Source organism: Pseudoalteromonas sp. QJM3NY_22 (assembly GCF_056173065.1).
The window spans coordinates 4,171,467-4,193,580 of the sequence record NZ_CM149655.1; the positions used below are offsets into that span (position 1 = coordinate 4,171,467).

The 22,114-nt window shown below is 41.0% G+C and carries 13 protein-coding genes and 3 rRNA genes; 6 read left to right on the forward strand and 10 right to left on the reverse strand.

The features are described from left to right. Window positions 1–13 precede the first annotated feature (13 nt). The 3 genes from dut to AC0VZ4_RS19305 all read right to left on the reverse strand — a co-directional run bounded on the left by dut (window position 14) and on the right by AC0VZ4_RS19305 (window position 1,276). A complete protein-coding gene (gene dut / locus AC0VZ4_RS19295; protein ID WP_182693661.1) occupies window positions 14–469 on the reverse strand; it encodes a dUTP diphosphatase in 456 nt (151 codons plus the stop codon). Between the two features lie 97 nt (window positions 470–566). Next, window positions 567–935: a YacL family protein gene (locus AC0VZ4_RS19300; protein ID WP_475440467.1), complete on the reverse strand. Its 369-nt coding sequence runs from the start codon at window positions 933–935 to the stop codon at window positions 567–569. 116 nt (window positions 936–1,051) lie between these two features. Continuing rightward, window positions 1,052–1,276 (reverse strand): hypothetical protein, encoded by a 225-nt coding sequence (locus AC0VZ4_RS19305; protein WP_002963009.1) that lies wholly within the window; start codon window positions 1,274–1,276, stop codon window positions 1,052–1,054. 303 nt (window positions 1,277–1,579) lie between these two features. Between AC0VZ4_RS19305 and uvrD the strand changes: the two genes are divergently transcribed. The 3 genes from uvrD to AC0VZ4_RS19320 all read left to right on the forward strand — a co-directional run bounded on the left by uvrD (window position 1,580) and on the right by AC0VZ4_RS19320 (window position 6,744). Continuing rightward, a complete protein-coding gene (gene uvrD, locus AC0VZ4_RS19310) occupies window positions 1,580–3,745 on the forward strand; it encodes a DNA helicase II (RefSeq protein ID WP_008166456.1) in 2,166 nt (721 codons plus the stop codon). Further along, window positions 3,723–5,792: a tRNA(Met) cytidine acetyltransferase TmcA domain-containing protein gene (locus tag AC0VZ4_RS19315; protein ID WP_475440468.1), complete on the forward strand. Its 2,070-nt coding sequence runs from the start codon at window positions 3,723–3,725 to the stop codon at window positions 5,790–5,792. Before uvrD ends, AC0VZ4_RS19315 begins: the two co-directional genes overlap by 23 nt. Window positions 5,793–5,895: 103 nt before the next feature. Continuing rightward, window positions 5,896–6,744: a chemotaxis protein gene (locus AC0VZ4_RS19320; RefSeq protein WP_337119588.1), complete on the forward strand. Its 849-nt coding sequence runs from the start codon at window positions 5,896–5,898 to the stop codon at window positions 6,742–6,744. Window positions 6,745–6,868: 124 nt separating this feature from the next. Here AC0VZ4_RS19320 and rrf read toward each other — a convergent pair. The 5 genes from rrf to rhlB all read right to left on the reverse strand — a co-directional run bounded on the left by rrf (window position 6,869) and on the right by rhlB (window position 15,197). Continuing rightward, a 5S ribosomal RNA gene (rrf, locus tag AC0VZ4_RS19325) occupies window positions 6,869–6,983 on the reverse strand. Window positions 6,984–7,133: 150 nt separating this feature from the next. Continuing rightward, a 23S ribosomal RNA gene (locus tag AC0VZ4_RS19330) occupies window positions 7,134–10,024 on the reverse strand. A 297-nt stretch (window positions 10,025–10,321) separates the two neighbouring features. Continuing rightward, window positions 10,322–11,857: ribosomal RNA gene (locus AC0VZ4_RS19335) — 16S ribosomal RNA — on the reverse strand. The 16S, 23S and 5S rRNA genes sit together here, the layout of an rRNA operon. A gap of 525 nt (window positions 11,858–12,382) precedes the next feature. Beyond that, a complete protein-coding gene (gene gppA / locus AC0VZ4_RS19340; protein ID WP_007377357.1) occupies window positions 12,383–13,876 on the reverse strand; it encodes a guanosine-5'-triphosphate,3'-diphosphate diphosphatase in 1,494 nt (497 codons plus the stop codon). 43 nt (window positions 13,877–13,919) lie between these two features. Beyond that, on the reverse strand, window positions 13,920–15,197 hold the full coding sequence (rhlB, locus tag AC0VZ4_RS19345; protein ID WP_007377356.1) for an ATP-dependent RNA helicase RhlB: 1,278 nt from the start codon (window positions 15,195–15,197) through the stop codon (window positions 13,920–13,922). Window positions 15,198–15,288: 91 nt separating this feature from the next. On the opposite strand from rhlB, the gene trxA reads away from it, so the two are divergent. Beyond that, window positions 15,289–15,615: a thioredoxin TrxA gene (trxA, locus tag AC0VZ4_RS19350; protein ID WP_002960942.1), complete on the forward strand. Its 327-nt coding sequence runs from the start codon at window positions 15,289–15,291 to the stop codon at window positions 15,613–15,615. 186 nt (window positions 15,616–15,801) lie between these two features. Next, complete coding sequence (gene rho, locus AC0VZ4_RS19355; RefSeq protein WP_007377355.1) at window positions 15,802–17,061, forward strand: transcription termination factor Rho; 1,260 nt, start codon at window positions 15,802–15,804, stop codon at window positions 17,059–17,061. Window positions 17,062–17,129: 68 nt separating this feature from the next. Here rho and AC0VZ4_RS19360 read toward each other — a convergent pair whose 3' ends face one another. Beyond that, window positions 17,130–19,955 carry a tetratricopeptide repeat-containing hybrid sensor histidine kinase/response regulator gene (locus AC0VZ4_RS19360; protein ID WP_475440469.1) on the reverse strand — a complete coding sequence of 942 codons (2,826 nt, stop codon included), beginning with the start codon at window positions 19,953–19,955 and terminating at the stop codon, window positions 17,130–17,132. 76 nt (window positions 19,956–20,031) lie between these two features. On the opposite strand from AC0VZ4_RS19360, the gene AC0VZ4_RS19365 reads away from it, so the two are divergent. After that, window positions 20,032–20,604: a DNA-J related domain-containing protein gene (locus tag AC0VZ4_RS19365; RefSeq protein WP_475440470.1), complete on the forward strand. Its 573-nt coding sequence runs from the start codon at window positions 20,032–20,034 to the stop codon at window positions 20,602–20,604. 20 nt (window positions 20,605–20,624) lie between these two features. Here AC0VZ4_RS19365 and dbpA read toward each other — a convergent pair whose 3' ends face one another. After that, a complete protein-coding gene (dbpA, locus tag AC0VZ4_RS19370) occupies window positions 20,625–22,013 on the reverse strand; it encodes an ATP-dependent RNA helicase DbpA (protein WP_475440471.1) in 1,389 nt (462 codons plus the stop codon). Window positions 22,014–22,114: the final 101 nt, after the last annotated feature.

The following is a 22,114-nucleotide window of genomic DNA, read 5'->3' on the forward strand; positions in this document are numbered from 1 at the left end:
CCTTAGTATTTAGTTAGCTTTTACCTGAACTACCAAAACCACCTTCTCCACGCTCAGTCGCATCAAATTCGTTAACAACGTTAAAACCTACTTGTACAATTGGTACAAACACAAGCTGAGCTATTCTTTCACCCACTTCAACTGTATATGTTTTATTACTGCGATTCCAAAGAGAAATAAATATTTGCCCTTGATAATCTGAGTCAATAAGCCCAACTAAATTACCCATGACTAAGCCATGCTTATGACCAGATCCTGAGCGAGGGATTATAGTAGCGGCAAGACCATTATCTTTCATATGTACAGCAAAACCAGATGGAATAAGTTCAACTTGCCCAGGTTCTAAAACTAGATCGGCTTCAATACAAGCTCTAAGGTCAATACCAGCAGAACCTTCTGTTGCATATTTTGGTAATGGGAATTCAGTGCCTAGGCGCTTATCTATAATTTTTAAATCAATATTTCTCATTTTCACTTTCTACTTTGAATAAGTTTATAAACAGAATAATACAGATAAAATGCTGATTGTGCATTGCTGTATATTTTTATTAGTGTGCTAGTTATGCTTATCTTGAAGTCGTAAACTCATGCCATGAATCAATTAAATCAATGAAATCTTCAAAGCCACAACCACTACTTAAACCATTTTCTTCAAGCGCTAAATCGTCATCTTGATACGCTATTAGGTCTTCGCTGTCTTGATGAAGCGCATGGGCTTCAAATAATGCTTCGTCTTTGGTTAATATTAAATCTATTTCTTGGCCTTTTAGCGTTAGCGGCTCATAGCTTGAGTTCACCGATGCAATAAGCGCTTGCACCATGGCTACTTTGTCTTTGCCTATTTCTTCGTTTAGCCAGCGACCAATAATAGCGTGTTCACTGCTTATTTTAATACGTAGCCCACTAATAGGGTCACGAATAAATTGATATTCCATAGGGTTTGCCTGTAAATCTTTAATTGCGTAATTATATACGTAAACGCCCGTAAACCACAGGATATATAAAGTAAAATAGCGCCACATGGGCGCTATTTTACTCAACTTTAAAGCCGTTAACTTCGCGATCTATAACGCGCTGCGTCAATAATCGACCATAAGTAAATAATAGGCACAAGTACAAAGCCTACAAGCACATAAATTAGTGCGTAACTTATTATAATAGCGAGTGCAAAAAATATAGCCGCTAAAATACGCCCTTGCACTAACTGCCCTAAACCTGGAAAAAATATATTACATAATGCTGCGATTACGTTACCGCCAGAACCTTGATCTGCCATACTAACCTCTGTATTTATTTGATTTTATAATTATTTACTTACACACTCTATGCCAATTTATTAAAGCTTACAAATCAAATAGTTAAATTAGCCTAGATTTAGAGAGTTAGTAAATTTTGCTAACTTTAGGTCAAATTAGCAATTTTTATTGTGCGTTTACGCTTTTTTGTTTGTTCAAAAAATTAGCAAGTTACTCGTTTTTAAGGCTATTTTATAAATAGCTGTTTATAAAAACAGTATTTTATTTAGCCTAACAAAAACACCTGTTATACTGCCCACAATATTGATTAAAAAGGCGTAACGATGGACGTTTCACAATTACTCGATGGCTTAAATGACAAACAACGCGATGCCGTTGCAGCCCCACTACAAAACATGCTGGTGTTAGCAGGTGCTGGGTCTGGTAAAACACGAGTGTTAGTTCATCGTATTGCGTGGCTTATGCAAGTTGAGCAAGCATCTGCTTACAGTATTTTTGCCGTAACCTTTACTAATAAAGCGGCTAAAGAAATGCGCAGCCGCGTTGAAGAAACACTAAAAGCCCCTGTAGGTGGTATGTGGATTGGTACGTTCCATGGTTTGTCGCATCGTATTTTACGTGCTCATCACCGTGAAGCTAACTTACCTGAAGCCTTTCAAATTTTAGACTCTGACGATCAACTTCGGATGATCAAGCGCTTATTAAAATCGATGAATATTGATGATAAAAAATGGCCTGCTAAACAATTTGGCTGGTACATAAGCGCCAAAAAAGATGAAGCACTTCGCCCTAAAGATATTCAAGCATACGATATTAACGAGCAAATGATGCTGCGTGTTTATGCCGCCTATCAAGAGGCCTGTGATAGAGCGGGCCTAGTTGATTTTGCTGAAATATTACTACGCAGCTACGAAGTATTAAAAAATAACCCTACGTTACTACGTCATTATCAGCAACGCTTTGCACATATGCTCGTAGACGAGTTCCAAGATACAAATACCATTCAATATGCTTGGTTAAAGTTACTTGCAGGCGATACAAACAGTATCATGATTGTAGGCGACGATGACCAAAGTATTTACGGTTGGCGCGGTGCTAAAATCGAAAATATTAAACGATTTTTAACTGACTTTAGCGCAGAAACCATTCGCCTTGAACAAAACTACCGTTCAACTGCAACTATTTTGAAAGCGTCTAACGCATTAATTCAAAATAACTCAGAACGTATGGGTAAAAGCTTGTGGACCGACGGTAATGACGGCGAGCCAATCTCTATTTATGCGGCATTTAATGAATTAGACGAAGCACGCTTTGTAAGTAGCAAACTACGAAGCTGGTTAAATGCAGGTAATGCCCTACAAGATGCCGCAATTTTATACCGTAGTAACGCGCAATCTCGTGTACTCGAGGAGGCTATGCTGCAAGAAGGCTTAAAATACCGTATTTATGGTGGTATGCGATTCTTCGAACGACAAGAAATTAAAGATGCGTTGTCGTACTTACGCCTAGTAGGTAATCGTCAAGACGATGCCGCATTTGAGCGCGTAATTAATACGCCAGCACGCGGTATTGGTGATAAAACATTGAGCCATATACGCGACTGCGCACGAGCAGAATCGTTACCGCTTTGGTATGCCGCCAAAGCAATTGTAGAACAACAGCATTTATCTGGTCGTGCTTCTGGCGCAGTAAGTAAGTTTGTAGAACTCGTTGAACAAATAGAAGATAAAATTAGCGATCTAACTTTGCATGAGCAAGCCAAGTACACAATTCAAACCTCAGGCTTGATGGCAATGTACCAAGCCGAAAAAGGTGAAAAAGGCCGTGCTCGCGTAGAAAACTTAGAAGAGCTAATTAGTGCGTGTGATCAGTATGAGCTGCCTGAAGACGAAGAGTACAGCTCACCACTACAAGGCTTTTTAGCGCATACATCACTTGAGTCAGGTGAAGGACAAGCAGAAGAACACGAAGACGCCGTTCAAATGATGACACTTCACTCAGCTAAAGGCTTAGAGTTTCCGCTAGTGTTTATGGTAGGCGTAGAAGAAGGCATGTTCCCTTCTCAGCAAAGTAACGAAGAGTCGGGTCGCTTAGAAGAAGAGCGCCGCCTTTGTTATGTAGGCATGACACGAGCAATGGATAAGTTATACATTAGCCATGCTGAGAGTCGCCGCTTATACGGCCAAGAAAAGTACCATAGCCCATCACGCTTTTTACGCGAAATCCCTGAAGACTGCGTAGAAGAAATCCGTATTAAAACACAGGTTTCTCGTCCACCTGCCGCTGGGCGTTTTAGCGCATCAGTTAGCCATGCCGCATTTGAAGACAGTGGCTTTAACTTAGGACAACGCGTACTGCATGCTAAGTTTGGTATTGGTACCGTACTAAATTACGAAGGCAGTGGCGCGCAATCTCGCGTACAAGTTAACTTTGACGACCTTGGTAGTAAATGGTTAGTAACGGCTTATGCACGATTACAAGCGGTATAAAGCACACCTAAATGAGTTAGAGCAACAATTAGCTGGCGCGTATCATCGTCAGCTGGTGCTAATTACTGGCAGCTCAACTTGGTGTTGTGAATTACTTAACTCATTAATAGATGAAAACAATATACTTGTTGTATCCAAGCAGTGTGCGATTAAAAATTCGTACTGGCCTACTCGCACACACCAAATTTTAGGGCAAGAATTTGCTCATGCTGTTTACGATGGCTTTAGTGGTTTGCACCCTGATAAACTTGCAGCACTTGCCGGCACCGTTAAAGCAGGCGGTATACTGTTTTTATTACTGCCTGAACTAGATGATTTAGCCTCTTGGCAAGATCCAGCATTAAGTACAGTGCAATCACACGGTCAGAGCATTGACTACAGTTTATTTAATCAACGTTTCGCGACTATTATTAAGCGATTACCCGCTTTTCATTTTAGTGAACAAAATGGCTGTATTAGTAATCTCGTCAGCTCTGTTACGGATAATAAAATTGATTATCTACCACAGCAAAACTGCGTTGAACAAATAGTAAAAGTAGCTAATGGCCGTGCCAACAGGCCTTTACTCATTAATGCTGATAGAGGTAGAGGCAAGTCGGCAGCACTTGGCTTAGCAGCCGCAAAACTAACTGATAAAAAAGTAATTATTTGCAGCACTCAGTTTAAAGCGACCCATAGCAGCTTTAAACATTTAGCCCAAGAGTTAAGCCTTCAATACAACGCTGAACATAAACAGCTCGCCAACTTGCACTACGTTGCACCTGACGCGTTATTAAACACACTACCTGAGTGCGATTTACTACTCGTTGATGAAGCTGCAGCAATCCCTGTTCCGTTATTACTACAAATGCTAGCTCATTACCCTCGTATAGTATTTGCAAGCACTCTGGTTGGGTATGAAGGCAATGGTAGGGGTTATACCATTCGCTTTAGTAACTATATTAAAGCACACTATAAAGCCTCTAAAGTTGTAACGCTTGATGAGCCCCTGCGCTTTGCTAAACACGATCCTCTTGAGCAACACATTCGCACACTACTAGCACTCGATGCACAATATATAGAGTTAAGTAGTGATCAATTAGAGCAGCCAGTACATAGCGAAATAACTCAGCAATCCCTTGTAAACAATGAGCCTTTACTGCAACAAGTTATTGCCCTACTTGCACTGGCTCACTATCAAAGTAGTGTCAACGACTTACGCCAACTACTAGACGCACCATCGCAACGGCTATTTATTAGCAAAATTAATAATCAATTAGTTGGCGTATGCTTAATCGCCATAGAAGGTGGTTTGAGTGAAGACCTTGCCCTACAGGTTATAAGTGGAGAGCGTCGCCCACAGGGTCACTTAATGGCGCAAGCACTCTCACAACTTAGCTTTAATAATGACTGTTTAACACAACTGAGCGCTCGCGTTGTACGAATAGCGATTGATCCGAGTTCCCACAATATAGGACTTGGTAAAAAGCTACTTAGTTATTGCGAGTCGCAGGTAAAAAGCCAATGTAGTTGGCTTGGTGCAAGCTTCGGGGCAACAGCGCAGTTACTTAATTTTTGGCAAAACCGAGGGTTTGATACTGTAAAACTGGGATATCAACGCGATAAAAGCACCGCTGAACATTCGGCGCTTGTGGTTAAATGCTTAAGTGACAAAAGTACAATTATTCAACTCCTAAAAAAGCAGTTTAAAAATGATTTCTTTTATGCTCTTTTAACACACTTTAAAACACTAGATTCGCAACTCGTGAATATTTTAATTGAAGGATTTAGCGACGAGTTAATAAGCCTAGAGACTCACGAGCGACTAGCGCTGCTCACTAAAAGTAACTTCACTCAATTTAGTATCTCTGCAACTCTTTGGCAGTTACTGAGCCAGTCACCTTCTTGTATGTCTCAATTAACAGAGTCTGATAAACAACTGTTAATAAAGTTAGTACTTCAAAATGAAAGTAATGAAAAAGTGATTCAACACTTAGGATTATTAGGAAAAAAACAGCTTGAGAATCAATTTAAACGTGCCATAAAAAACCTCACTAGTACCATCTAATAATTTCTAGTTGCCCTATCTCTGTTAAATTTTATCCATCTTTAAGCTATTTATTTAATTTGTTCTATCCTTAAAGCATTAATAGGTAAATTAAGATAAAGGCATGGAATTAATAAACTTTAAAGTGGGCTGCAAAACAATTTCACTAAAGATACTCGACATTTTATTAACTGAGCGCTTTGACAATAATCTAACAACTTTACCAAACAATAATAAAAGCTTTATTGGTGTTAAAGATTATATGGATATACCAACACCTGTTTTTGATTTAGGTATTATTTTAAATAATATCTCAACTGAACAAAGTAATACGCATGTACTAAAGCAACTAAGAATATGGCAAGACAAACTATTAAACTGGTTTAATACCCTTCAAAGTAACGTATTAAATAGCTCGGCTTCTATTTCAAATAATGACGCAGAACTACAAGATTTTGTTTTGTTTTACAAAGAATTCAACACCGACAATGAAGATTTAAAATTAACAATCTCTCGGCTTGACGAGCCTTTCCAATCATTACTAGAGACAGCGAAAGCAGCCATAGCAGCCCATAATCAAAGTGATCATAAACACACATCAGCTCTGCTCGACAAAATTAAGCGTAATAGTCTAATTCAGCTTGAGCGTTTATTTGAATCAGCTAAAGAGCAAATAACCTTAGACTATAAACCTATTATTGTTTTCACCACCAAAGACGGATTAAATCCACATGTTGGTTTATTAGTAGATAAAGTCGAAGACAATATCGACTATAAAAAAGAAGACATAAGGCCACTGGATAAGCTCACTGAGGTTGGTTTTGATCTAGACCCACAAACTAAAAATATGATGCGAGGATTAATCAAGCTTTCACAAAAGCACAGTGTGTTAATTGATCCAAGCGTGATATTTAAACCAACCCAAATAGAAGAATCCGAAAGTGAAGAAACCCAAGCTTACGGACTATTTTAAATAACCTTTAAATTTGGTTATTAACTTTGAGTACTGGAGTAATGTTCGCTATTCCCTTATATTTAAATTTTCTGCAGACGTAAAAAAGCCCGAATCGTTAGATTCGGGCTCTCTACAATTTGAAGCCTGGTAATGTCCTACTTTCACATAGCAAATGCTACACTATCATCGGCGCTGTTTCGTTTCACTACTGAGTTCGGCATGGAGTCAGGTGGGTCCAAAACGCTATTGTCACCAAGCAAATTTGGGCGTTAATACGTATTTCTGCGCACTAACTTAATTTGGAAAATATCTGATAATATTTTTTAAGTCTTTCTAAGTAATATCTACTTTAGTTATATTAACTTCTTCGCTTGCTTCACTATCACATAAAACGCGTTTGGCGTTGTATGGTTAAGCCTCACGGGTAATTAGTACAAGTTAGCTTAATGGCTCACACCACTTCCACATCTTGCCTATCAACGTTGTAGTCTTCAACGGCCCTTCAGAGACTTTAAAAGTCTAGTGAGAACTCATCTCGAGGCCTGCTTCGCGCTTAGATGCTTTCAGCGCTTATCAGTTCCGAACGTAGCTACCGGGCAATGCCATTGGCATGACAACCCGAACACCAGCGGTTCGTTCACTCCGGTCCTCTCGTACTAGGAGCAACCCCTCTCAATTCTCAAACGCCCACGGCAGATAGGGACCGAACTGTCTCACGACGTTCTAAACCCAGCTCGCGTACCACTTTAAATGGCGAACAGCCATACCCTTGGGACCGACTTCAGCCCCAGGATGTGATGAGCCGACATCGAGGTGCCAAACACCGCCGTCGATATGAACTCTTGGGCGGTATCAGCCTGTTATCCCCGGAGTACCTTTTATCCGTTGAGCGATGGCCCTTCCATTCAGAACCACCGGATCACTATGACCTACTTTCGTACCTGCTCGACGTGTCTGTCTCGCAGTTAAGCTGGCTTCTACCATTACACTAACCGTACGATGTCCGACCGTACTTAGCCAACCTTCGTGCTCCTCCGTTACTCTTTAGGAGGAGACCGCCCCAGTCAAACTACCCACCAGGCACTGTCCGTAACCCCGATTCAGGGGCCAACGTTAGAACATCAAAACTACAAGGGTGGTATTTCAAGGTTGACTCCACAACAACTAGCGTCGCTGCTTCAAAGTCTCCCACCTATCCTACACATGTAGGTTCAATGTTCAGTGCCAAGCTGTAGTAAAGGTTCACGGGGTCTTTCCGTCTAGCCGCGGGTACACAGCATCTTCACTGCGATTTCAATTTCACTGAGTCTCGGGTGGAGACAGCGTGGCCATGGTTACACCATTCGTGCAGGTCGGAACTTACCCGACAAGGAATTTCGCTACCTTAGGACCGTTATAGTTACGGCCGCCGTTTACCGGGGCTTCGATCAAGAGCTTCTCCCTAAGGATAACCCCATCAATTAACCTTCCGGCACCGGGCAGGTGTCACACCGTATACGTCATCTTGCGATTTTGCACAGTGCTGTGTTTTTAATAAACAGTCCCAGCCACCTGGTCACTGCGGCTCCCGTCCGCTTAGAGAGCAAGTCTCATCACAGATAGGAGCGTACCTTCTCCCGAAGTTACGGTACGATTTTGCCTAGTTCCTTCACCCGAGTTCTCTCAAGCGCCTTAGTATTCTCTACCTGACCACCTGTGTCGGTTTGGGGTACGATTCCATATAATCTGAAGCTTAGAGGCTTTTCCTGGAAGTATGGCATCAGCAACTTCATCACCGTAGTGACTCGTCTCGTGTCTCAGGTTTAGTGTTCGTCCGGATTTACCTAAACAAACGCCCTACTCACTTTCACATAGACTACCAACGCTATGCTTGCTTAGCCTGCTCCGTCCCCCCATCGCAATTATATCGAGTACAGAAATATTAATCTGTTTCCCATCGACTACGCCTTTCGGCCTCGCCTTAGGGGTTGACTTACCCTACCCTGATTAACATGGGATAGGAACCCTTGGTCTTCCGGCGTGGGAGTTTTTCACTCCCATTATCGTTACTCATGTCAGCATTCGCACTTCTGATACGTCCAGCATACCTCCCGGTACACCTTCAACCGCTTACAGAACGCTCCCCTACCACTCAGAATAAATTCTGAATCCGCAGCTTCGGTGCATAGTTTAGCCCCGTTACATCTTCCGCGCAGACCGACTCGACCAGTGAGCTATTACGCTTTCTTTAAAGGATGGCTGCTTCTAAGCCAACCTCCTGGCTGTCTGGGCCTTTCCACATCGTTTCCCACTTAACTATGACTTTGGGACCTTAGCTGGCGGTCTGGGTTGTTTCCCTCTTCACGACGGACGTTAGCACCCGCCGTGTGTCTCCCGGATATTACTTTACGGTATTCGGAGTTTGCAAAGGGTTGGTAAGTCGGGATGACCCCCTAGCCTTAACAGTGCTCTACCCCCGTAAGTATTCGTCCGAGGCTCTACCTAAATAGATTTCGGGGAGAACCAGCTATCTCCCGGTTTGATTAGCCTTTCACTCCTAGCCACAGGTCATCCCCTAACTTTTCAACGTTAGTGGGTTCGGTCCTCCAGTTGATGTTACTCAACCTTCAACCTGCCCATGGCTAGATCACCGGGTTTCGGGTCTATACCTTGCAACTAGTCGCCCAGTTAAGACTCGGTTTCCCTACGGCTACCCTATTCGGTTAACCTCGCTACAAAATATAAGTCGCTGACCCATTATACAAAAGGTACGCAGTCACCCAACAAGTGGGCTCCTACTGCTTGTACGTACACGGTTTCAGGTTCTATTTCACTCCCCTCACAGGGGTTCTTTTCGCCTTTCCCTCACGGTACTGGTTCACTATCGGTCAGTTGGGAGTATTTAGCCTTAGATGATGGTCCACCTATATTCAGTCAAAGTTTCACGTGCTCCGACCTACTCGATTTCACTTAAAATGTCTTTTCATGTACGGGACTATCACCCTGTATCGTGGCGCTTTCCAGCAGCCTTCCATTAACACATAATGAGCTTAAGGGCTGTTCCGATTTCGCTCGCCGCTACTTTCGGAATCTCGGTTGATTTCTTTTCCTACGGGTACTTAGATGTTTCAGTTCTCCGCGTTCGCCTCGTTAACCTATGTATTCAGTTAACGATACCTGCAAGCAGGTGGGTTTCCCCATTCGGAAATCCTAGTCTCAAGCGCTTTTTACTAGCTTGACTAGGCTTATCGCAAGTTAATACGTCCTTCATCGCCTCCAACTGCCAAGGCATCCACCGTGTACGCTTAGTCACTTAACCATACAACCCAAACGGGTCTTTGTTTCGTGACAGTTTAACTTCGCCAGAAGTCAATATTGAATACTAAAGTAGATACCAATCAATCAACTCATAAGAGTTAACTAAATGGCACTCAATGGTACTGCTACCATTGTTTTTTACTTTTGAAAACTCTTGATAAATACAATGTATCTATCAGAATTTTATTATCAGCTTTTCCAAATTTTTAAAGAGCATATTAATTAGTTATTCCGAAGAACAAGCACTAATTAACAATCATCTGTGTGGACACTACGAACAAATAAGTTCTAAATCGTATAAGGAGGTGATCCAGCCCCAGGTTCCCCTAGGGCTACCTTGTTACGACTTCACCCCAGTCATGAATCACTCCGTGGTAAACGTCCTCCCGAGGGTTAGACTATCTACTTCTGGAGCAACCCACTCCCATGGTGTGACGGGCGGTGTGTACAAGGCCCGGGAACGTATTCACCGCGTCATTCTGATACGCGATTACTAGCGATTCCGACTTCATGGAGTCGAGTTGCAGACTCCAATCCGGACTACGACGCACTTTAAGTGATTCGCTTACCTTCGCAGGTTCGCAGCACTCTGTATGCGCCATTGTAGCACGTGTGTAGCCCTACACGTAAGGGCCATGATGACTTGACGTCGTCCCCACCTTCCTCCGGTTTATCACCGGCAGTCTCCTTAGAGTTCTCAGCATTACCTGCTAGCAACTAAGGATAGGGGTTGCGCTCGTTGCGGGACTTAACCCAACATCTCACAACACGAGCTGACGACAGCCATGCAGCACCTGTATCAGAGTTCCCGAAGGCACCAAACCATCTCTGGTAAGTTCTCTGTATGTCAAGTGTAGGTAAGGTTCTTCGCGTTGCATCGAATTAAACCACATGCTCCACCGCTTGTGCGGGCCCCCGTCAATTCATTTGAGTTTTAACCTTGCGGCCGTACTCCCCAGGCGGTCTACTTAATGCGTTAGCTTTGAAAAACAGAACCGAGGCTCCGAGCTTCTAGTAGACATCGTTTACGGCGTGGACTACCGGGGTATCTAATCCCGTTTGCTCCCCACGCTTTCGTACATGAGCGTCAGTGTTGACCCAGGTGGCTGCCTTCGCCATCGGTATTCCTTCAGATCTCTACGCATTTCACCGCTACACCTGAAATTCTACCACCCTCTATCACACTCTAGTTTGCCAGTTCGAAATGCAGTTCCCAGGTTGAGCCCGGGGCTTTCACATCTCGCTTAACAAACCGCCTGCGTACGCTTTACGCCCAGTAATTCCGATTAACGCTCGCACCCTCCGTATTACCGCGGCTGCTGGCACGGAGTTAGCCGGTGCTTCTTCTGTCAGTAACGTCACAGCTAACGGGTATTAACCGTTAACCTTTCCTCCTGACTGAAAGTGCTTTACAACCCGAAGGCCTTCTTCACACACGCGGCATGGCTGCATCAGGCTTGCGCCCATTGTGCAATATTCCCCACTGCTGCCTCCCGTAGGAGTCTGGGCCGTGTCTCAGTCCCAGTGTGGCTGATCATCCTCTCAAACCAGCTAGGGATCGTCGCCTTGGTGAGCCATTACCTCACCAACTAGCTAATCCCACTTGGGCCAATCTAAAGGCGAGAGCCGAAGCCCCCTTTGGTCCGTAGACATTATGCGGTATTAGCAGTCGTTTCCAACTGTTGTCCCCCACCTCAAGGCATGTTCCCAAGCATTACTCACCCGTCCGCCGCTCGTCAGCAAAGTAGCAAGCTACTTTCTGTTACCGCTCGACTTGCATGTGTTAGGCCTGCCGCCAGCGTTCAATCTGAGCCATGATCAAACTCTTCAATTAAAAAGTTTTATGTCTTTCGACAGCTCAATGAATTCTGAATTTTTAATATCTTTCGATATTGAATTGACTGTGCCGAAGCAACTTATAAATAAGTTACTTCTGTTGGTCACTCAGTTTTCAATTGAGACTCTAATTTGTTTGCCTCGCTACCTAAGTAGCTTGGCTGTTAGAACTCAATCTGTACGAGTGCCCACACAGATGATTGCTTTATATTGTTAAAGAACGTTTTGAGTCGCTTTAGCGCCTCAAGGGATGCGAATAATACACCCTTTATTTTTCGAGTCAATACTTAGTTTTAAACTTTCTTTTTAGAAGATTTAAAACCGAAGTTTTATTTAACTCTCTGATTAGTTCGTGCCTCGCTATGCGTTGGCCTTTCCCGTCTCAGTGGGGTCGCATTATAGGGAGAACAGATTTTTACGCAAGCACTTTTTTGAAGAAAACTTGAAATAATATGCTGTTCGCACATATTTGCATCGAAATGGTTACTTTAAACACTAAAAAGGCCCTGATGGGCCTTTTTAATTAGTTTACTATGAACTTCCACCCAAGTTTACCTTGTTGTTTAGACTCTTGTTGTAGCTCACTGGCCATTAATGGATGATCCTTTAACCAGTTTCTTTCGAACTTAAGGTCTAACACTTCATTTTTAGCAGTTAACTCAAAATGAGGCACTACATCATCTTGTCTACGCATTGATAAAATAACCGCAATACGTAATAGCCTAACAATGTATTGTGCCAATAAACTATTTATACCGAGAGAGTTAAAGCAGTCTTTTGGAAAGTCAGAACGATGTGCATCTGCTACCGCTACTATTAATTTATGCTCAGACTGTGAAAAACCTGGCATATCGGTATTTTCCAAAATATAAGCAGTGTGTTTATGGTACTGCTTATACTCAATTAGCAATCCAACCTCATGAAGCTGTGCTACTGCTTTTAATAATGGTAGCCCATTTAAACTTTCAATTGGCCAATCTTTATTAATATTTGCAGCTAACTGCACAGCTAAACCTGAAACTCGACACGCTTGTTTTTGATCAACATGATAACGACTCATAAACCCATCAACTGTGCGTTTACGAATATTGTTATTATGAAGCTCTGGCACCATACTATATAAAACACCTTCACGCAGAGCTCCACCCGCTAATCCCATGCTCTCTATTTCAAGAGATTCAAATAACGCAATTAAGATAGCGAGTCCGGATACAAATACCAAGCGGCGGTCTTCACTTAGCCCTGGAAGGTCTAATGCGGCTATAGTGCTAAATGCAATGGCTTGATTTTTTATCGTGTTAAGCTTTTCAAGCGTAAGTAAGTCGTCAAGATTTTGCGCGACCATTATTTCTTGAATTGCTTGGACTGTACCAGAAGCACCTGAAGCAACTTTCCAACTAGCGGCTTTATATTCGGGAGATATTTCGTCAATGACAGTGCGAGCTGCTTTTATTGCCGTATTAAAGTTACTATCACTTAATTGGCAATCTTTAAAGTAGCGTTCAAGATAGGTTACACACCCCATATTGAGGCTTTTATAGTGCAGTGCTTCAAAACCTTTGCCGATAACAACCTCGGTACTAGCACCACCGATATCAATAACAAGCTGTTTGCCCGTGCATGATGAAGTATGAGCAACACCTTTATAAATTGTGCGCGCTTCTACTTCTCCGCTAATTACATTGATATTATGACCAAGAATTTTTTCGGCTTTAATTTTGAAAACATCAGCATTCGTTGCTAAACGCAGTGTTGCAGTTGCAACTATGGTGATATTTTTTTTGGGGATATCCTGTAAGCGCTCAGCAAAAAGAGCAAGGCATTCCCAGCCTCGCTGCATTGCTTCAGAACTCAATACATTTTTTGTATCAAGTCCTGCGGCTAATCTAACTTTTCGTTTAACGCGGCCTATTGTTTGTAGGCCACCAGCGATTGATTTAACAATAAGCATATGAAAGCTATTTGAGCCTAAATCAATAACTGCATAAACATTTTTTTGCGGTTTAAGTTGCCCCACCGTTCAAAAACCTCTAGTTACTACTGCTTATACAAACGATCGCTTACGACCGTCCTTTTTGGTAACTATTATTTGGGCGACGTCCGCTGTTATTACTACGGCTACGTGGACCTGTTGAATAGTTGCGCTTTCTTTGAATAATAGGCTGAGTTAAATCATCTAGCAATGCAGTTTTATCGTAATGCGATAAAGGAATGCTGTGCTCTATATATTCTTCAATTTCATGCAGGTTATATGCATATTGCTCACACGCAAAGCTAATTGCATGGCCTGATGCACCAGCGCGGCCAGTACGACCAATACGGTGAACATAATCTTCACAATCGTCCGGTAAATCAAAGTTAAATACATGACTTACTTCTGGAATATGAAGACCCCGTGCTGCAACATCAGTTGCTACTAAAAAGTCCAATTCACCTTTACTAAATTGCGCTAATATAGTTTGGCGTTTTTTCTGATTAACATCACCAGTAAGCATGCCCACACGATGACCGTCTGACTTAAGCCAAGCATAAACGGTTTCACAACTGTGTTTTGTATTTGCAAATACAATTGCTTTTTCCGGCCATTCTTCTTCAATTAAGGTTAATAACAGCTTAATTTTATCTTCTTGCGAAGGATGAAATAGCTCTTCTTGGATGCGTTTACCCGTTTTAACATCAGGTTCAATTTGAACATGTTCTGGGTTTGTCATGTGCTCAAACGCTAATTCTTGTACGCGATACGATAGTGTGGCAGAGAATAATAAGTTTAAACGCTTTGATGTATCCGGCATACGATGAAACATATAACGAATATCTTTTATGAAACCTAAATCGAACATACGATCAGCTTCGTCAAGCACGACAACCTCAATTTCATTAAGGGTGTAACAGCCTTGCTTATACAGATCAATTAGGCGACCTGTAGTACCAATTAAAATATCAACGCCTTTTTCTAGTTGTGCACGTTGTTTTTCGTAATCTTCGCCACCATATACTAAACCTAAGTTAAGATTACAGTGCGGCGCTAAAATTTTAGCATCTTTGTGTATCTGAATCGCAAGCTCCCGAGTAGGGGCCATGATCAGGGCTCTTGGATGTTTACTAGGTGCTTTGCTAGATTGTAATAACCGATGGCACGTGGCAGTTAAAAATGCCAACGTTTTGCCTGTACCAGTTTGAGCTTGGCCCGCGATATCGCGTCCATCACAAATAAAAGGTAGGCATTTTGCTTGAATAGGTGTGCAATATTCAAACCCATTCTCGGTTAAACCGGCAACCACTTCCGGTGCGATAGCAAAGTCTGAAAACTTTTTATCGGTTAAATGTGTCTTAGTCATAGCGTTTAAGCATAACGTTTAAACTTGCAATAAGAAACAAGAGTGTTTAAATACGCACTAAATATTTCGCCTAACTAAATCGGAGAGCGCAATGAGCGAGAAAATAATCCAAATTACTGACGATAGCTTTGAAGCTGACGTATTACAATCTGACAAACCAGTACTAGTAGATTTCTGGGCTGAATGGTGTGGACCTTGTAAGATGATCGCCCCTATTCTTCACGAAGTTGCTGATGAATACGACAGCCGTGTAACTGTTGCTAAATTAAATATTGACCAAAATGCGGGCACACCGCCAAAATTTGGTATTCGTGGTATCCCTACTTTGCTTCTTTTTAAAGACGGCCAAGTTGCAGCAACGAAAGTAGGTGCCCTTTCAAAAACTCAGCTTATCGAGTTTTTAGAAAACAACATCTAACTGTAAGCTAGAACTATAAAAAAGGGCTTTTTGCCCTTTTTTGAATTTATTTTGTATAAAGACTGGACGCTTCGCCAGTGAACTGCTAGTTTATAAAGCCAACTAATCCTTAGTTATATTCAACAAACCTCACTCAACGATCAAAGCGATTTTGAGTATGACAACTGTAATAAAGAACCCACCAATATGCATTTACGCGAATTAAAAGACAAGTCTATAAAAGAACTTGTAAACCAAGCTGAGTCCATGGGGCTCGAAAACGTAGCCCGTTTAAGAAAGCAGGACATTATTTTTGCTATTCTTAAATCACATGCCAAAGGCGGAGAGAACATCTTCGGCGGCGGTGTATTAGAGATTTTACAAGATGGTTTCGGCTTTTTAAGATCATCAGAAGCCTCTTACTTAGCTGGGCCAGATGACATTTATGTTTCACCTAGCCAAATTCGCCGCTTCAGCATGCGTACTGGCGATTCAATCTCAGGTCTTATCCGTCCACCGAAAGACGGTGAACGCTACTTTGCTTTACTTAAAGTAAATGAAGTTAACTTTGATAAACCTGAAAACTCTCGTACTAAAATTCTTTTCGAAAATCTGACTCCGTTACATGCTAACGAACGTTTTCGTATGGAACGCGGTAACGGCAGTAAAGAAGATATTACAGCCCGTGTACTTGATTTAGCATCGCCAATTGGCCGCGGTCAACGTGGTTTGTTAGTGGCTCCGCCAAAAGCGGGTAAAACAATGCTACTACAAAATATCGCGCAATCGATTACACACAATCATCCAGATGCAACGCTTATGGTATTGTTAATTGATGAGCGTCCGGAAGAAGTAACAGAAATGCAGCGCTTAGTTAAAGGCGAAGTTATTGCCTCTACATTCGATGAACCCGCTTCTCGTCACGTACAAGTTGCCGAAATGGTTATCGAAAAAGCAAAACGTTTAGTTGAGCATAAAAAAGATGTTGTTATCTTATTAGATTCAATCACTCGTTTAGCACGTGCTTATAACACCGTTATTCCTTCATCAGGAAAAGTACTTACTGGTGGTGTTGATGCTAACGCACTTCATAAACCTAAGCGTTTCTTTGGTGCTGCACGTAACGTTGAGGAAGGCGGTAGCTTAACAATCATAGCTACAGCGCTTATCGACACTGGCTCTAAAATGGATGAAGTTATCTACGAAGAGTTTAAAGGTACTGGTAACATGGAACTGCACCTTAACCGTAAAATTGCGGAAAGACGTGTATTCCCTGCTATCGACTTTAACCGCTCAGGTACTCGTCGTGAAGAATTACTAACTAAGCCAGATGAGCTACAGAAGCTTTGGATTTTACGTAAAATTGTTCATGACATGTCAGAAATTGATGCGATGGAATTTTTAATCGATAAACTATCAATGAGCAAAACCAACGATGAGTTCTTTGATTCGATGAGACGTCAATAAGAAGCGTCCAAACTCAAAATAAAAAGCGCCTTTTGGCGCTTTTTTAATACCATAAATAACAATTTGACTTATGTGTTAACCTTCATGTATTTTCGAAGAATAGCTTGCAGGTTAAACACTAACTCTTTGATATGTTGCTTATTCCTATTATCTTCTTTTTGTAATAAAGCTCTGTCTAGATCTTTAGCTGCTTGCGCTATTTCATCCAGCCCAAACATTTGCGCTGCACCTAAAATACGATGACTATCTTTTTGTAATGCTTCAAAATCTTCACATATAAAGTGCTGTGTTATAGTCTCATTTTCTAAAGTAAAACTCTGCTTAAAACTAATAACCAAGTCACTCATATCAATATCACTTTGTTCAACTTGTTGTGGCGTTTTAGTGTAACCAAGATACTGAGTTAACGTTTTATAAAATAATTCTTTATCGATAGGTTTGGCTAGATATCCGCTGAACCCTAGTGTTAAATAATCATCCACCTCATGGCTCATTGCATTCGCAGTTAAAGCAAAAATAGGACGTTGAAAACCGCATTGTTGTAATAATTGAAAGGCAGCTCGTCCGTCCATCACTGGCATTTGTATATCGAGTAAGACTATATCTGGATCTTCTTGCAAGCATTGTTCAACGGCTTGCTCACCATTTTCAACTGCAATAACTTCGAGTCCTATTGAGCGTAAATAACGACTTATTAGCCTTCGATTATCAGGGTGATCTTCAGCAAGTAAAACCCTCCCACTTAACTGCTTGTCTTTTAAAACTGGAGCTTGTAATTCGGCAAGACCCTGCTCTTTCGAAACTTTTACACACGGTAAAAAGAATGAAAACTGACTGCCTTTCTTATATTCGCTTTGCACACTAATATAACCTCCCATCATAGAGGCTAATTGCTGCGACAAACTCAAACCTAAACCCGTACCACCAAATCGGCGACTAATACTGTTATCAGCTTGGCTAAAGCACTCGAAAATCAGTTTTAATTGTGTTGAGTTCATACCAATTCCGGTGTCTTTAATGACCAATACGACTCCTTGTTCTGTCTTATTTAGAACAATCACTACTTGGCCTGAATGGGTAAACTTGATCGCATTAGCACATAAATTAATGAGTATTTGTTTAACACGAATTAAATCTAATTTTGTGTAAAACTCATCACCAATTTGATTATCTAACACTAAACGTAGGTTTTTTGCTGTCGCTTGAGTAATAAACATAGCGTGTACATCATTTATTAACTGCACAATATCAAAACAAGAAATACTGAGCTCTAATCTGTTTGCTTCTATTTTACTTAAATCGAGCACATCATTAATTAAACTCTTTAAATGATCACTATGGCGTTGAATTATCTCTAATTCATCTTGAAGTTGCTCAGGTTCATACAGTCCGTTAATTAAATCATCAGTTTGGCCTAAAATTGCGGTCAGAGGAGTGCGAATTTCATGACTAATATTTGCTAAAAACTGACTTTTTACATCATTAGCTTCTCTTAATTCTTGCGCCACTGCTTGCAATTCAGCTGTACGCTGCTCAACCTGCTCAGCTAGGTGATGTTTCGCCCGCTTTTCTGCACCACGCCGATACAGTGCCACACCAGTCACAACAACCAAGAATAACAATACAAAAACAAACAAAGTGAGCTGAGAGCGCTGAGCCATTTTTAATTCTTGTACTTTGCGCTCTTGCTTAAGTTGCTTTATTTCTTGGTTTAATTGAGTTGCTTTGAATTGATCCTGCAATGCAGCCAATGCATTAATAATACTATCGCTTCTCAATAGTCTTAGTTCACCTATAAACTTTTCATGAAGGATCATTGCACTAGAGTAATTACCTTGGCTTGCTTCAAGTAATGACTTGGTGCCTAAACCATTTCGGATCATCCGCTCACTTTTATACTCGTGGGCAAGCGCTGTTGAACGCTCCAAGCTCATTTTAGCTTTATCGAGTTCCCCTTTTACAAATTGTACCTTTCCCAAAGCATATAGCGCATTAAGCTCCAAACTTTGATTTGAAATTTTAAGTGCAAATTTCTCACCTAATCTTGCTTGTTCATAGGCAACATCCACTTTATTTAATATTAAGTTAATATTCGCTAAATTGGTGTACTGAGTTGATAAGTGGTTATAGTCATTAACAGATAAATAATAATGCAGTGCTAACTCGTAGTAATGTAGTGCTAAGTCGAATTGATTACTTTCAAAAGAAGCCACACCCATATTGTTATATACTTGGGCAATACCACTTTGATCTCCTAGCTTTTGGTAAACTTGAAGAACATCTTTATAGATAGCGAATGCACTGTCATATCGCGATAACCGCACATAAACTCCAGCGATATTAAGCAAAATATCAGCCTTATCCTGATCGCTACCTTCAGTTTCATAGAGGCTTTGTACTTTTAAATAATAATCAAGAGTGAGCTTTAAATTATGCATATCAAAATAGGCTAAACCTATATTATTTAATATATTAGCTTGTTCAAGCTTTTCATTGTTATTTTCAGCAATAACCAATGCACGACTATATTCAACAATAGCCTGCTGAAATAAGCCTTGATAAAACAGTATCACCCCTTGCATTTTTATTGCGCGAAAATTTTCTGTAGGTAAAAATGAGAGGGATGTTTCTTTTTCGAGTAGTTTAAAATAGTGTAATGCATCAGGATATTGGCCGTTAGAAAATGCTAAATTACCCAACTCTGAATACACTAAAGCACGATCTTTAGCGGTGGTTGCCTGCATTTCCAGCAATGTATTACCAGATTGAAGCTTTGCACTCCATTGCTGTTGTTGTTTAAACTCATCAAGTAACAAAGTAGCATTTTGTGCACAGCTCGGTGGAGCTAGCGCACTACATACAATGAATAAAAGGCACTTAAACTTGCCTCGCATAATTTTAATCCTTCAGATTGTTACTTATAACAATGTAATCTTTATCGAAGATACACCAATTACTAGGGCGTAAACAATGCTTAACCCACTGATTGACCAGATATTTGATTTAATATTAACAAAGCAAGTTTGGCAAGTTCATATTCTAGCATCAGAACTTATAAATAGTGGTGCAATTAAATCACTTGATAAAAATCCTGATCGTGATTTATTTAAGCGCAACTTTCTCATCATGAATGCACTGTATCAACTTCAAACTCAGCTTCATCCGCAAACATTGTTAGTTTCAGCTTTGCATATAGAACTTTTAGAAAAAGAGAGTGAGTACCCACTAATAATTAAAACAAGTTTGAAGGACTATTATCTAAACTGGGAAAATTACGACGCCTCAGCACAAGAAGTGGATGCACTCTTGACTAGTTTTTGGGAGAGGGTAAAACATGCAGATACAACAGTAACGTTAACAAAAGAAAATTATGATGAGCTCACTGCTGAGTGGGAATTGCCAACTAACTTTACCCTTAAAGAGCTACAAAAACGCTGGCGGCAACAAGCTCTCAAAAATCATCCTGACAAGCCTGGCGGCTGCGAAATAAAATTTAAAAAAGTAAAAGGAGAATACGAGCAACTAAAAGCAGCTGCTCGTTAACACATTAATTCAAATATAAATTAACGTGTAAGGCGACGAGCGCGTATTTTACGCCCCTTAATGTTGCCTTCGGTTAATTTACGAAGTGCTGGTTTTGATGAGTTACGTTCAACAGCAACAAATGCTACGTTATCGAGTACATTAATTTTACCTACTTGACGACCTGCAACCCCATCCTTACCTGTCAGAGCACCTAAAATATCTCCAGCGCGCACTTTCTGCTTTTTACCTGAATCTATCATTAAAGTAACCATTTCTGGGCGGTACGGCGGCTTGTCTAATAAATTAAACGGAGGCATTTGCTCAGGCGTAATATCGCGTTCGTAATGATCGCCAATTTGTGCAATTTTAAACGCTTCGGCTTCACCATAAATCGAACATGCAATGCCCTTTTTACCAGCGCGACCAGTACGACCAACACGATGTACATGTGTTTGCGTGTCGTGTGCTAAATGGTAGTTAATAACCATGTCCATGTCATCAATATCTAAACCACGTGCTGCAACATCGGTGGCAACAAGTATTGAAGCACTTTTATTTGCAAAGTGAATTAGCGTACGTTCACGATCGCGTTGTTCTAAATCACCATGCAATGCAACAGCGCTGAAGCCTTCGTCAGCTAAATCATCACACACTTGTTGTGTTTCTACTTTGGTATTACAAAATACAACACAGCTTTGTGGCGTAAATTTAAGTAGCAATAATTTAAGCGTTGGGTAGCGCTGCTTGTTATTATCCATTTTGTAGAAGTACTGCTTAATTGTACTTTTAGCTTGCTCTTCTTCTACTTTAACCATTTCTGGATTTTGAAGTACACGCTTAGCAATTGCTTCAATAGCTCTTGGGAATGTTGCACTAAATAACAATGTTTGACGATTTTGTGGAATACGCTCAATAATTGCATCAAGTGTGTCTTGAAAACCCATATCAAGCATTTGATCTGCTTCATCAAGTACCAGTGTTTCAACATCATCTAAACGCAAAGTACCTTTACGGATATGATCATCAACACGCCCAGGTGTGCCAACAATGATATGCGCGCCATGTTCAAGTGAACCAATTTGCGGGCCAATTGAAACACCACCACATAACGTCAGTATTTTAATATTATGAATGCCGCGCGCTAATTTACGCATTTCAACTGCAACTTGCTCAGCAAGTTCGCGAGTCGGACATAACACTAAAGATTGAATACGAAAACGTTTTACGTTTAGTTTAGCTAAAACACCCAAGCTAAACGCAGCAGTTTTACCTGAACCGGTTTTTGCCTGAGCAATGATATCTTTACCAGCAAGTACAGGCGGCAAACTTTGCGCTTGCACAGGTGTCATGTGGGCATAGCCAAGTGTTGATAAATTATCAACGAGTCCAGCTGGTAAAGCCAAAGATGAAAAAGCAGTTGAAGTCACAGTAAATTCCATAGCAATAAAATAACATGGGAGAAAGTCCCACTAAATATGCCGCTAATAATAGCAGAATTCGTAATTGGCAACCATTAGCAAACACATTA

Excerpts from the sequence above, each read along its gene's own strand:
- dut (WP_182693661.1), bottom strand. The coding sequence starts at position 469 with ATGAGAAATATTGATTTAAAAATTATAGATAAGCGCCTAGGCACTGAA.
- AC0VZ4_RS19300 (WP_475440467.1), bottom strand. The coding sequence starts at position 935 with ATGGAATATCAATTTATTCGTGACCCTATTAGTGGGCTACGTATTAAA.
- AC0VZ4_RS19305 (WP_002963009.1), bottom strand. The coding sequence starts at position 1,276 with ATGGCAGATCAAGGTTCTGGCGGTAACGTAATCGCAGCATTATGTAAT.
- uvrD (WP_008166456.1), top strand. The coding sequence starts at position 1,580 with ATGGACGTTTCACAATTACTCGATGGCTTAAATGACAAACAACGCGAT.
- AC0VZ4_RS19315 (WP_475440468.1), top strand. The coding sequence starts at position 3,723 with ATGCACGATTACAAGCGGTATAAAGCACACCTAAATGAGTTAGAGCAA.
- AC0VZ4_RS19320 (WP_337119588.1), top strand. The coding sequence starts at position 5,896 with ATGGAATTAATAAACTTTAAAGTGGGCTGCAAAACAATTTCACTAAAG.
- rhlB (WP_007377356.1), bottom strand. The coding sequence starts at position 15,197 with ATGACTAAGACACATTTAACCGATAAAAAGTTTTCAGACTTTGCTATC.
- trxA (WP_002960942.1), top strand. The coding sequence starts at position 15,289 with ATGAGCGAGAAAATAATCCAAATTACTGACGATAGCTTTGAAGCTGAC.
- rho (WP_007377355.1), top strand. The coding sequence starts at position 15,802 with ATGCATTTACGCGAATTAAAAGACAAGTCTATAAAAGAACTTGTAAAC.
- AC0VZ4_RS19360 (WP_475440469.1), bottom strand. The coding sequence starts at position 19,955 with ATGCGAGGCAAGTTTAAGTGCCTTTTATTCATTGTATGTAGTGCGCTA.
- AC0VZ4_RS19365 (WP_475440470.1), top strand. The coding sequence starts at position 20,032 with ATGCTTAACCCACTGATTGACCAGATATTTGATTTAATATTAACAAAG.